Source organism: Vibrio gangliei (assembly GCF_026001925.1).
Taxonomy (GTDB): Bacteria; Pseudomonadota; Gammaproteobacteria; order Enterobacterales; family Vibrionaceae; genus Vibrio; species Vibrio gangliei.
The window spans coordinates 688,882-701,176 of sequence record NZ_AP021869.1; the positions used below are offsets into that span (position 1 = coordinate 688,882).

9 protein-coding genes and 3 pseudogenes are annotated in these 12,295 nt (G+C 43.1%); 7 read left to right on the top strand and 5 right to left on the bottom strand.

The genetic code is table 11. The features are described 5' to 3' along the window. Nucleotides 1–431: 431 nt before the first annotated feature. Both Vgang_RS03140 and Vgang_RS03145 read left to right on the top strand, forming a co-directional pair. Nucleotides 432–593: pseudogene (locus tag Vgang_RS03140) on the top strand (Arm DNA-binding domain-containing protein); the annotation flags it as partial. 3 nt (nt 594–596) lie between these two features. Continuing rightward, nucleotides 597–974 (top strand): annotated as a pseudogene (locus Vgang_RS03145) (IS5 family transposase); the annotation flags it as partial. A 63-nt stretch (nt 975–1,037) separates the two neighbouring features. On the opposite strand, the gene gdhA reads toward Vgang_RS03145, so the two are convergent. The 4 genes and pseudogenes from gdhA to Vgang_RS03165 form a co-directional block, all read right to left on the bottom strand. After that, a complete protein-coding gene (gene gdhA, locus Vgang_RS03150; protein WP_105903743.1) occupies nt 1,038–2,390 on the bottom strand; it encodes an NADP-specific glutamate dehydrogenase in 1,353 nt (450 codons plus the stop codon). Between the two features lie 233 nt (nt 2,391–2,623). Next, a pseudogene (locus Vgang_RS03155) lies at nt 2,624–2,965 on the bottom strand (transposase); the annotation flags it as partial. Next, nucleotides 2,925–3,179 (bottom strand): dihydrodipicolinate synthase family protein, encoded by a 255-nt coding sequence (locus Vgang_RS03160; RefSeq protein WP_108745532.1) that lies wholly within the window; start codon nt 3,177–3,179, stop codon nt 2,925–2,927. The gene Vgang_RS03160 and the pseudogene Vgang_RS03155, both read right to left, overlap by 41 nt. A gap of 64 nt (nt 3,180–3,243) precedes the next feature. Then, complete coding sequence (locus Vgang_RS03165) at nt 3,244–4,308, bottom strand: Gfo/Idh/MocA family oxidoreductase (RefSeq protein ID WP_105903742.1); 1,065 nt, start codon at nt 4,306–4,308, stop codon at nt 3,244–3,246. 109 nt (nt 4,309–4,417) lie between these two features. Between Vgang_RS03165 and Vgang_RS03170 the strand changes: the two genes are divergently transcribed. Together Vgang_RS03170 and Vgang_RS03175 are read left to right on the top strand one after the other, a co-directional pair. After that, nucleotides 4,418–5,257 (top strand): ion transporter, encoded by an 840-nt coding sequence (locus Vgang_RS03170; protein ID WP_105903741.1) that lies wholly within the window; start codon nt 4,418–4,420, stop codon nt 5,255–5,257. Between the two features lie 300 nt (nt 5,258–5,557). Continuing rightward, complete coding sequence (locus Vgang_RS03175; protein WP_105903740.1) at nt 5,558–6,802, top strand: mechanosensitive ion channel family protein; 1,245 nt, start codon at nt 5,558–5,560, stop codon at nt 6,800–6,802. A 51-nt stretch (nt 6,803–6,853) separates the two neighbouring features. Here Vgang_RS03175 and Vgang_RS03180 read toward each other — a convergent pair whose 3' ends face one another. Further along, nucleotides 6,854–7,711 carry a LysR substrate-binding domain-containing protein gene (locus tag Vgang_RS03180; protein WP_105903739.1) on the bottom strand — a complete coding sequence of 286 codons (858 nt, stop codon included), beginning with the start codon at nt 7,709–7,711 and terminating at the stop codon, nt 6,854–6,856. 185 nt (nt 7,712–7,896) lie between these two features. Here Vgang_RS03180 and Vgang_RS03185 point away from each other — a divergent pair, with 185 nt between their 5' ends. From Vgang_RS03185 to Vgang_RS03195, 3 genes are all read left to right on the top strand, one after another. Beyond that, nucleotides 7,897–9,021, top strand: a complete 1,125-nt coding sequence (locus tag Vgang_RS03185) for an S-(hydroxymethyl)glutathione dehydrogenase/class III alcohol dehydrogenase (protein WP_105903738.1) — start codon at nt 7,897–7,899, stop codon at nt 9,019–9,021. A 358-nt stretch (nt 9,022–9,379) separates the two neighbouring features. After that, entirely contained in the window at nt 9,380–10,219 is an 840-nt protein-coding gene (gene fghA, locus Vgang_RS03190) for an S-formylglutathione hydrolase (protein WP_105903737.1), read from the top strand. A 135-nt stretch (nt 10,220–10,354) separates the two neighbouring features. Further along, the gene (locus Vgang_RS03195; RefSeq protein WP_105903795.1) at nt 10,355–11,683 is read left to right on the top strand and encodes an IS4 family transposase; all 1,329 of its coding nucleotides are present in this window, start codon (nt 10,355–10,357) and stop codon (nt 11,681–11,683) included. Nucleotides 11,684–12,295 lie beyond the last annotated feature (612 nt).

The window sequence follows — 12,295 nt, forward strand, 5'->3', positions numbered from 1 at the left end:
CATCTGGAAGCAAAGCCAGGAAAGCGGCCTATGGAGCTGTGCGGCAGCGCTCAGTAGGCAATTTTTCAAAATATTGTTAAGCCTTTTCTGAGCATGGTATTTTTCATGGTATTACCAATTAGCAGGAAAATAAGCCATTGAATATAAAAGATAAAAATGTCTTGTTTACAATAGAGTGGGAATAATGCTCCTTTAAGAAAGGTCTGGTATTAACAAGCACTAAATCATACTTAAGTCCGCGTAATTGCGGACTTTTTTTGTTTTTGGCTTAGTTATTTTTGGCAATGTCTGGCAACACCAAGCACGGTTTGACCGTGGTATTTTGATGGGTATGATTCATCGGTAATGCCATGGATTACGCCCGATAGATTAATCTCTAGTTTTTTAGAGGTTTTTCAGCATGGTATCAAACAAGAGTAATAGGTCGAAACATGCTCACTGATACCAAGCTACGCAATCTCAAACCCAAAGATAAGCTTTACAAAGTCAATGACCGTGATGGCCTCTATGTTGCTGTGACCACAGCGGGCTCTATTTCTTTTCGCTACAACTACTCAATCAATGGCAGACAAGAAACCATTACCTTTGGTCGCTAGATACAACATCTGGCAATTGATGCCACTGGCCTCAAGGTTTATGGCGAAGGTGAATGGAAGGTCAAGAAGCATGGAACTGATGGGAAGCGAAGAGTCTGGCGTAAGCTGCATATCGCGGTAGATACAAGCACCCACGAAATAGTCGCAGCAGAGCTGAGCTTATCTAACGTAACTGATGCCGAAGTGCTCCCCAACTTACTCAAGCAGACACGTCGTAAAATCATTGAGATATCAGGCGATGGCGCTTATGACACAAGGAATTGCCATGATGCTATACGGTTCAAGCGAGCGGTTCCGCTTATCCCGCCACGAGAAGGGACTACCTTCTGGGAACAAGGACACACTCGCAATTTAGCAGTAGGTTGTCAGAAGCTCTTTGTCAAAGCGCAGTGTATCGCCGAATAGTGTTAAGCCAGCAGTCCGGCTGCTGGCTATTGTGAACTAAACGATGCCTTGCTCGATCATCGCATCAGCGACTCTTCTAAAGCCGGCAATGTTTGCGCCTAAAACTAAATTACCAGGTTGACCAAACTCTCGACTGGTTTCATTTGCATTAATAAAGATGTTTTTCATGATGGTCTGCAACTGGCTATCGACTTGCTCGAAGGTCCAGTTTTGCATGCTGGCATTTTGTGCCATTTCAAGCTGACTGGTTGCAACGCCGCCTGCATTGGCTGCTTTCGCTGGCCCATAAGCCATTTCGGAATCCACGATGATATTGGCCGCATCACGAGTGGTTGGCATGTTTGCGCCTTCACTAATCAAAACACACCCATTATCGATAAGAGCAAGAGCATCGTTTGACGTCAGTTCATTTTGGGTCGCGCAAGGGAATGCGGCGTCAGCTTTATATCGCCATACAGCATGCCCTTCATTAGGATAGTCACCCAACGGCGTATACTCTGCTTCAGGGTAAGTGTCTAAATACTCTTCTAAACTTGCTCTTTTCACTTCTTTTAGTTGCTTGAGGAGCTGCAGATCAATACCGTGTTCATGATAAATCGTGCCTCTAGAATCGCTGCATGTTACTGGGGTTGCTCCCATGTGGTATAGCTTTTCAATTGTATAGATAGCGACGTTACCTGCGCCAGAAACGAGGCAAGTTTTGCCTTTTAGTGAATCATTACGGTCATTGAGCATGCATTCCGCAAAATATACGGTTCCGTATCCCGTTGCTTCTTTTCTAACAAGTGAGCCCCCCCAAAGAAGGCTCTTGCCTGTAAGTACTCCTTCGTAGCGGCCCGTCAATCGTTTATATTGACCAAACATATAACCAATTTCACGCGCACCGACGCCGATATCGCCAGCAGGAACATCGGTAACGGGACCAATGTGGCGGTATAACTCGTTCATAAATGATTGGCAAAATCGCATGATTTCACCGTCAGATTTTCCTTTAGGATCGAAATTTGAACCGCCTTTTCCGCCACCAATTGGAAGGCCAGTAAGCGCGTTTTTAAAAATCTGTTCAAAGCCGAGGAACTTTATGATGCTCGCGTTCACTGAATGATGGAACCTCAGTCCGCCTTTGTATGGACCTAACGCGGAGTTAAACTCGACGCGGTAGCCTTTGTTTACTTGCACATTCCCTGCGTCATCGACCCAAGGAACTCGAAACATGATTTGACGTTCTGGTTCTACGATTCTTTGGATAATCGCTTGTTCTTTATATTTATTATTGCTTTCTATGACTGGAGCGAGAGAAGTTAATACTTCTTCTACGGCTTGGTAAAACTCTTTTTGAGCCGGGCTACTGTGTTGTAAAGCAACAATAGTATCGTGTATGTGTGACATAGTCCTCTTCCTTGATATGAATAAGCAATCAGTTTATATGAATGTATTCCCATTAAATAGTGATTTTGACCAATTCTCAATGGCTATACCTATTCAACTTGAAGATGCAGGTTTCAATATCTGAAAATTATCCGTAATTCTGGATACGAGTGAGCCTGCAACTTTTGGTAATGTCGCATGGCGTTGTTGAACAAATCCGGTGAAGGACATATCTTGCCTACGTTCTATCAGCATTAGTTTCGAACTGGCATAGCTAGTCCTATTACTTTGTTCATGGCTTTGACATTGGCAAGCGCTTCACCTACTTGAGCATTATAATTCCTTAAGCTCAATTGGCCACTCGTTAGCCCTTTGTATCGTGACATTGCCGTTTCAGATAGAGAACGGTCGTGATAATCAGAGTTAATTTTCCATTGAGCCAACGTATCACTTTTTAACGCTTTTACTGCTTCGTTTCTTGGGTGTCCATCATCCCAGAAGCTAGCATTTTTACGTGGCGGTATTAACGGAGTAATGCCTTTTCTTTGTAACACGTTATGGCAACCCTTCGTATCGTATGCACCATCGCCAGAGACTGAACTGTATATTTTCCGCGTGTTGAACTGCAATCTGCGCAACTCGTTTTAGCTCTTCTCTTGTGAGGTAGGCATAGTTACCAGTAGAACCTAATACATCAATAGAATTGACCTTAGTATCAACTAAACGTTGAATAAGACCAATAAAGGCTGCTTCATCAACAGAGTTATTGTATAGCGGTGTCAAGGGAAATGCGGAGAGTCCAAAAAACATAAAATGTATTTTTTAACATAGTAATCGAGGATAGTGGCATTCAAGCATGACGAAATGGCTTCCTTCAATTTAACTTCTGATACAACCTCCCACTAACAATCGTCTCCATAATATTCATCACGATCAAGGCTTGTTGTTCTGTGACTGGCATTTCGGTGCCTTCACGAATCGCTTGATAAGTATCAAGGTAAAATTGGGTGTAATGCTGGTGGATGGGAGCGATGAGCTCATGGTGATCGTGAAAGTAAATCGTGCAAGTGCCTTGAGCGGTATCTTGGCCGAAGTTCGGATTATCAAGGAAAATGCCTTGCTTTAAGTCGCGCTCTTGTTGGTCGATTTGATACTTTTCAACGGTGGCGTTAGTGGCATTAACTATCCAGCGTGGCGGCTCTTTGACGATAAGTTGTGAAAAGCGCACGCGAATTCTCAAGTTGCCGTAAACCAATTTAATATCATAGTGATCTTCTGGAATACTTGTCTCGGCCTCATTGGTCATTTGATAGCTAAGTCCTTCGCCAATGTAGTAATTCTTTTGGTTAGCAATATCATAAATCACATCATCTGGCTCGCCGTATAACGATACGATTTGATCGAGAAAATGCACCGCATGACCATAAACACTGCCATCGTATTGATTGCCTCTTTGATTAGCTCCGTCGGTTCGGTAGTGAGTATGGTTGGACTCAATTTCCATCACTTTGCCGATATCTTGGCGAGCTAACAGGTTTTTTATCGTAAGAAAGTCACTGTCATAGCGTCGGTTTTGATACGGAGTGATTCGTACATTTCGTTGCTTGGCTAACTGGAATAATTCTTTCGCTTGCTCAACCGTATCGCAAAATGGTTTTTCAACAATCACATGTTTGCCAGCTTCGATGGCTTGCTTGGCGTATGAGTAATGACTGCTGGCTGGAGTGGTAATGACAATTAGCTCAACTGGGCTAGCGAGTAGCGATTGCACATCATCGAAACGCTGAATCTCGCCATTTAGGTTGGGGTAGAGCATCTCAAATTGTCGAGTGCCTCGTGTGTAATACCCTGTTACTTCAAACTTGTTTGCCGCATCTATAAAAGGCATATGATAGCGGTTGGTGCTTTTCCCAAAGCCAATAAAACCCAGTTTCATCATGACAACATCCTATGTGGATTTTTGCTCTTGAATTATTTGAAGACTAACCATACATGTTGGCGGTGAAGCTGTTAATAACTAATATAAATTTTCTTGAAGGGTGATGTGATTGGAACAGACAACGACATTCCGGCACTTACAAAATGCGTTTAAACGTATTGATAACAGCAAATCATTTCAGTGGTTTGTGATTGCGGTGATTGTCATTTCGGCGCTAACCGTCGGGGCGCATACGTATTCTTTGCCGCCTAGTATGGAATATGCGCTCAATATTATGGATATCGCGATCACGGTGTTCTTTCTTATTGAGTTGGTGATCCGCTATTTAGCCAGTGACGGTATTCGCGCTTTCTTTAAAAAAGGTTGGAATATCTTCGACACCATTATTGTGATTGGCAGCTTATACCCAGCGGCCGGCTCGACCATGTTTGTGGCGCGTTTGTTGCGTATTTTCCGTGTGCTGCGTTTAGTCTCTATGGTGCCGGAATTACGGGTGTTGGTGAACGCATTAATTAAAGCCATTCCGCAGATGGGTTACATTGGCTTGTTGATGTTTGTGATCTTCTACATTTACGCCGCAGTGGGCAGCATGTTGTTTGCGGATATCAACCCAACGCTGTGGAGTGATGTGTCGATTTCGATGCTGACCTTGTTCCGTGTGGCGACGTTTGAGGATTGGACCGATGTGATGTACGAAACCATGCAAGTGTATTCACTGAGCTGGATTTATTACCTCACGTTTATCTTCCTGACCGCTTTCATCTTTTTAAATATGATGGTGGGAACGATTTTGGAAGTGATGTCGGAAGAGCACAAGCAATTGCGAGAAGAGCGTTTGAGTGAGGAGGGCGATGCCAATCAAGACAAACTGGCGACGTCGCAAGAGATCCAAGCGCTGCATCAAAAATTGGATCAATTGCAACGCGCCCTCAATAATATGAAGGATTAATCTTTTATTAATGTAATTTATATTAAAGTTGTTGATTAATAAGGGAAAGTTTGTCTAGATTAGGATGTGGGGAAGGTATGCTGACAATATGAGTTAATGGCATTTTTACAAACTAATACGACCTAAATAGCGGTCATTGTATTGCTACGGCTTTCATTGTCAGAGGCATCCAGATTATTGCAGCTTTATATAAGTAAAGGATTATTTTGACATAAGAAAAGGATTATTTTGCCTGTTCCTAGTTTAAAAAATGCTTCAAGTTTTATAGTGTTCCCAGATGTTATCTTTTAAGGTGTGTTTATGTATCAGAATGTACTAAATTGGTTTGAGGAGATTGGTATCCCCTTACAACAAATGCTTCCGGTGGCGAAAGCACTGGGTCTTATTGTCATTATCGCGATTATTATTCATTTACTCCTTCATCGAGGATTATTGAGATGGATTAAAAATCGCGCCAATGTATCTGGTGGGATCTGGCGAAGTATCGTTGCCAATGAAAATTTATTTAGCCGTTTGGCCTTGTTAATTCAAGGTTCGGTCATCGGTATTCAAGCTAAATTATGGCTCTCTCAAGAAAGCTTTATCCGAGAAGCGATCATGACAGTCGTTGCCTTGTGGGTCGTGATTTATGCCTTGCTGGTGGTGTTTTCAATTTTAGATGTTATTGAACGGGCGGTAAGTCGTACCCAAGCCGGTAAAAATATGCCAATACGTGGTATTATGCAAAGCTTGAAGATCATCTTCTTTGTTGTCGCAGCACTGCTTATTACTTCGATTTTAATTGGTAAATCACCAGTCATTTTATTAAGTGGTTTAGGTGCGATGACAGCCGTCATCATGTTGGTCTTTAAAGATCCAATATTAGGCTTAGTGGCAGGGGTTCAATTATCCGCTAATAAAATGTTAAGTGTGGGCGATTGGCTTGAAATGCCGAAATATGGCGCAGATGGTGATGTGATTGATATCAGTTTAACCACGGTAAAAGTACAAAACTGGGATAAAACTATTACGACTATTCCAACTTATGCTTTAATTTCGGACTCGTTTAAAAACTGGAAAGGAATGCAAAACTCTGGGGGCCGCCGTATTAAACGCAGCGTGCTTATTGATGCTACTAGTGTCCATTTTCTTAAAAAAGAAGAAATCGATTATTTAACCAAAGCAAAATTATTAAAACCTTATTTACTCAATAAAGTGGAAGAGTTAGCGGAATATAATTCCAGCAATGATTTTGACCATGAGTGTGGCATCAATGGCCGGAAATTAACGAACTTGGGCAGCTTTAGAGCGTATTTAGAACATTATCTTTCTGCGCATCCACGCATTCACAATGAAATGACGCTAATGGTTCGTCAAATGAGCCCGACCCATGAAGGGATCCCGTTAGAGGTGTATTGCTTTACCAATACTACGGTTTGGTTAGAGTATGAGTCGATTCAATCGGATATTTTTGATCATATTTATGCGGTATTGCCGGAATTTGATCTCCGAGTATCGCAAGCGCCAACCGGTAATGACTTTCGTCAATGGCAAGCGCATTCGTAATCTAACGTGATAAATAGCGGTTAATAGAGAAACTTGACCAATATGATGGACTTATATCGGTAAATGCTTGTCGAGATAATCGAGCAATAATCTGACCTTAGTCGATAAATGATGGTTGTGAGGGTAAACCGCCCACACGCCATCATTTTTTGGTTGTGATGATTCGAGTAATGAGACCAGCTGACCTGATTCGATATAGCTCTTCACGTAATAATCGGGCAGTTGCACAATCCCAATGCCTTTTAATGCAGCATCCAATAGCGCATAGCCGTTATTGCATTTTAGCGAGCCTTTAATGCTGAGCTTGCGATTATGAAAGCGCCAGTAATCTAGCGTACCCACCAAACAATTGTGACGTTTTAAGTCACTTAAATTTTCAGGCTCGCCCCATTGACGTAGATATTTAGGTGATGCGCACAGGAACTGCTGACGTGAACGCAGTTTTTTTGCCATCATGCTGGAGTCTTCTAACGGGCCTAAGCGAATGGCTAAATCGACTTTTTCTTCAGTGAGATCCACCACCTGGTTAGTGAGCCATAATTCAATATTGAGATCGGGGTAAGCCAGGTAGAAATCATTGATCAGCGGTGCGACATGGCTTTCACCGTATGCAATCGGCACTGAAATTTTAAGTTGACCTTGCGGGCTGTGGTTCAAACTGGTGACAGAGCGTTCCGCTTCGGCTAATTGATCTAATATCTCACGGCATTGTTCAAAATATTGTTGACCAAGATCTGTGAGTTTGACTTGACGGGTGGTGCGATAAAACAAACGAATCGCGAGGCGTTTTTCCAACTGATTGACCTGTCGGCTGACTTGCGCGGTAGAAATATTGAGTTGTTTGGCGGCTAAGGTGAAGCTGCCAGTTTCGGCTACCGCGACAAATTCTGAAACTCCCTGCCAATGCATGTTTATCACCTATATGTATTAATGAAGCCTATATCCTACTTATTATTACAATTTGGTAAAAGTGTTTTACTTATACGAGTCTTATCATTTTTCGGTTGGTGTCTATACTGAATGCATATCTTGAGTGGCTCGCTTTTTGGTGTGCCTCTGATGTTCTCCCTTGAATTAATGAGTAAGGAATTGAAATGACAGCACAAGTAATTAAGTCACGCGCGGCCGTGGCATGGAAAGCCGGTGAACCTCTAAAAATGGAAACCGTGGATGTAATGCCACCACAGAAAGGTGAAGTTCGCGTGAAAATTATTGCCACTGGTGTGTGTCATACCGATGCATTTACGTTATCCGGTGATGATCCTGAAGGCGTTTTCCCAGCAATTTTAGGCCATGAAGGTGGCGGTATTGTTGAATCTGTTGGCGAAGGTGTGACTTCACTTAAAGTCGGCGATCACGTTATTCCACTTTACACTGCTGAATGTGGCGAATGTAAATTCTGTACTTCAGGTAAAACCAACTTGTGTTCAGCGGTACGTGAAACTCAAGGTAAAGGTTTGATGCCAGATGGTACGACACGATTTTCAATTAACGGTGAGCCAATTTTCCATTACATGGGCACGTCAACGTTTTCGGAATACACGGTTCTGCCAGAAATCTCACTCGCCAAAGTAAACCCTGAAGCGGATTTAAAAGAAGTGTGTCTACTGGGTTGTGGTGTGACTACCGGCATGGGCGCTGTGGCAAATACGGCCAAAGTACAAGAAGGCGACACTGTAGCGATCTTCGGTCTAGGCGGCATTGGTCTATCGGCGGTGATTGGCGCTGCGATGGCAAAAGCGGGCCGTATTATTGCTATCGACATTAATGAATCGAAATTTGATTTGGCCAAGAAACTAGGCGCAACTGATGTGGTGAATCCAAAAGATTTCGATAAGCCCATTCAAGAAGTGATCGTTGAAATGACTGACGGCGGCGTGGATTACTCATTTGAATGTGTCGGTAACGTACACCTAATGCGTTCAGCGCTAGAGTGTTGCCATAAAGGCTGGGGCGAGTCGATCATCATTGGTGTGGCTGGCGCAGGTCAAGAGATCTCAACTCGTCCTTTCCAACTAGTGACTGGCCGTGTATGGAAAGGCTCGGCATTCGGTGGCGTAAAAGGCCGTTCAGAATTGCCTGATTACGTAGAACGTTACATGAAAGGTGAATTCAAGCTGAATGATTTCATTACTCATACCATGGGCCTTGAAGACATCAATACTGCGTTTGATTTGATGCATGAGGGTAAGAGTATTCGTACTGTCATTCATTACTAAGAGACGTAGCTAGGAAACTCGTTGCTCGTGTCTCGAGGTGAAATACGTGAGATCGAGCCACAATAATAGGTACTTTCTTACTTGTAAGCCCAATTACTTTGAAGATTGGTACGTAGCTAGGAAACTCGTTGCTCGTATCTCGAGGTGAAATACTCAAGCTCGAGCAACCATAGTCGGTGTTTATTTAGCTATAAGTTCGATGAATTTTAAGGTTAAAGTGTAGCTTAGGGCTGTTGTTTTAGTCTTGGGAACGAGAATAGACTTTTCCGAGCTTCCGAGCTTCCGAGCTTCCGAGCTTCCGAGCTTCCGAGCTTCCGAGCTTCCGAGCTACGAGAAACGTATAAACGAGAACCGTATAATGAAACAACTCAATTCAAATAAATCGTTTGGTGGTTATCAACAGCAATTTGAGCATGAATCTACTGTGCTCAATTGCACCATGCGCTTTTCGATTTTTATGCCGCCGCAAGCCGCTGATGAGAAAGTGCCGGTGTTGTACTGGTTATCGGGCTTAACTTGCACCGATGAAAACTTTGTGCAAAAAGCCGGTGCGCAGCGATTGGCGGCGGAATTAGGTATCGCGATTGTTGCGCCAGATACGAGTCCGCGTGGTGATGATGTGGCTGATGATGAAGCCTATGATCTAGGTAAAGGGGCAGGCTTTTACCTTAATGCCACCCAAGAGCCTTGGGCTAAGCATTATCAAATGTACGATTACATTGCTTACGAGCTACCAGCCTTGATTGAAGCAAACTTTGCTGTTAATGATAAGCGTTCGATCTCAGGTCACTCGATGGGCGGGCATGGCGCGTTAACCATTGGCTTACGCAATAGTCCGCGCTTTAAATCGATTTCCGCTTTCAGCCCGATTGTGAGCCCATTGCATTGCCCGTGGGGACACAAGGCATTAACCGCTTATCTTGGTGATGACCAAGCTTTGTGGGTTAAATACGATGCGGTTGAGCTGATGAAAAAAATCAAAGGAGACGAAGCGTATTTGCCGCCGATCAAAATGGATCAAGGTCTTGCCGATAACTTCTTAGAAGATCAATTAAAACCGCACTTATTGGAAAATGCCGCTAATGATGTGGGGTATCCATTTGAAATCAATGTCCACTCTGGTTACGACCATAGCTATTTTTTCATCGCCAGTTTCATAGATGAGCATTTGAAGTTTCATGCTCAGTATTTGAAATAACTTGGTAGAAGGTAAAACATGAAAAAGGGCAGCGAAGTGGCTTAATGCCGATCAGTTAAGCAAAAAATGATCGGTTGAACGATCCTGCAGATAGCTTATAAAGGCTCTAAGTATTCCCACTTAGAGCCTTTTCTTTTGCAATTAACGACAGCCCTCTCACTCGCCAATAGCTATGCTTCAAATACAGAGCAACTAGGACAACTTAGTGACATCCTGTGCCCAGACTTCATTAATCAATGTCTTGAAACGTCGGGGGTAGCAACGGTTCGAAAGCGCAGAATCCCTCTTGATATGGCGGTTTGGTCTGTGATTGCTATGTCTCTCTATCGACAAGAACCTCTGTGGAGTATCGTTTCCAAAGCTCAATTGGCTCTGCCTGGAAAACGAGCGCTTGTCGCTCCTAGCGCCATCGTTCAGGCGAGACAGAGACTTGGTGAGCAGGCAGTGAAAGAAGTTTTTGTTCAAAGTCAGAAGCTGTGGAATGAAGTGGCTCAACATCCTACTTGGGCTGGCTTAAAGCTTCTTGCTGTCGATGGCGTGGTATGGCGAACACCGGACAGCGATGAAAATAGGAATACCTTTCAAGCCCCCTCGAACCAAAATAGCGAAGGCGCCTTCCCTCAAGTTCGTATGGTGTGCCAGATGGAAGTGACAAGTCATATGCTGATTGCAAGTGCATTCGATAGCTACAAAACCAATGAAATGGTATTGGCTGAACAACTCATCGACACGACACCAGATAATAGCTTAACCCTGTTTGATAGAGGCTTTTTCTCACTAGGTCTACTCAATCGCTGGGCATCGACAGGCGTTGAGCGCCATTGGTTAATGCCAATGAAGAAAGGTACGCAGTATACGATAATCAGTAAGCTTGGCAGGAATGATAGAATAGTCCGCTTGCAGTCTAGCCCTCAAGCCAGAAAGAAGTTCTCGGATTTACCAGAGTCAGTGACGGTTAGGCTCATAACCAAAACGATTAAGGGAAAAGAGGTCAATATCCTCACGTCGATGACCGATGCTTTGCGCTACCCTAGCGCAGAAATCGCTGACCTATACAGCCATCGATGGGAAATTGAGGTTGGTTATAGAGAAATGAAGTCATCGCTACTTAAGAACCAATTTACCTTACGCAGTAAAAAACCTGAGATGGTCCGTCAAGAGCTATGGGGGTTGCTACTGAGCTACAATATCATCCGTTATCAGATGATAAGTATGGCGAAACAAATCCCGGGGCTACACCCGAATCAGCTGAGCTTCACGACAAGCGCGAATGCCATTATCCACCTAATCCACAGCTTCTGGCTCGAGTCGGCTGGGACGATACCGAAACGAATAAATCACTTGCTTGAAGAAGCTCACCACCATGTTCTTCCTGTTAAGCGGGAAGATAGAATGTACCCTAGAGCGATAAAGCCCAAAGCGAAGAAGTACCCTAATAAAAAGAATGCCAGTCAGCTTAATTGACTGGCATTAAGCGAAGTGGCTGCCCTTTCTGTATGTGAAAAATTATTCGTTTATTTGATTTGAGGAACATTAAGACAGATACACAAGTTCAGATTGAACCGGCTTAGATCATTACTTATTTTTTGAAGATGATCTCAAATGATGTCGAAAATGTTAAAGTATGTAACGAAAAGTGCACCTTAATCGCATGATTTTCCTAATTACGATGGCGCAATACTCAAAAGGTTTATAAAGCATGTGGGTATGCTGAGTGGTTTTAGGCTTCCGACTTGCTTGAGTTGAAATGGACTTCAGCCTTTAAGTCGTTGAAGTTAACGTAGAATAAATTCGCTAAATGTATATAAAGTACTCAAACAGCGTCTAACCTCCTTTAACTTCTGCTATTTCATCCAATTTTAATTTTTATTTAGTGTTGTTCGCTGTGCTAGGGAAGATGAAATTATAATTCCATTTTCGAAAAGTTAGTTTTCACTTTTATTTGATGAGATTGTTGTGCTATGTAAGCATAATGTTTCAAATGTAACATTGTATGTTTTGGTGTAACCATGTTTGCCTTGGTGCAACTATCTGTGCATTGTTATTCTCTTCTCTTAACTTGGTGGTTACTTTGCA

Excerpts from the sequence above, each read along its gene's own strand:
- Vgang_RS03180 (WP_105903739.1), bottom strand. The coding sequence starts at position 7,711 with ATGCATTGGCAGGGAGTTTCAGAATTTGTCGCGGTAGCCGAAACTGGC.
- fghA (WP_105903737.1), top strand. The coding sequence starts at position 9,380 with ATGAAACAACTCAATTCAAATAAATCGTTTGGTGGTTATCAACAGCAA.
- Vgang_RS03175 (WP_105903740.1), top strand. The coding sequence starts at position 5,558 with ATGTATCAGAATGTACTAAATTGGTTTGAGGAGATTGGTATCCCCTTA.
- Vgang_RS03165 (WP_105903742.1), bottom strand. The coding sequence starts at position 4,308 with ATGATGAAACTGGGTTTTATTGGCTTTGGGAAAAGCACCAACCGCTAT.
- Vgang_RS03185 (WP_105903738.1), top strand. The coding sequence starts at position 7,897 with ATGACAGCACAAGTAATTAAGTCACGCGCGGCCGTGGCATGGAAAGCC.
- gdhA (WP_105903743.1), bottom strand. The coding sequence starts at position 2,390 with ATGTCACACATACACGATACTATTGTTGCTTTACAACACAGTAGCCCG.
- Vgang_RS03160 (WP_108745532.1), bottom strand. The coding sequence starts at position 3,179 with ATGTTTTTTGGACTCTCCGCATTTCCCTTGACACCGCTATACAATAAC.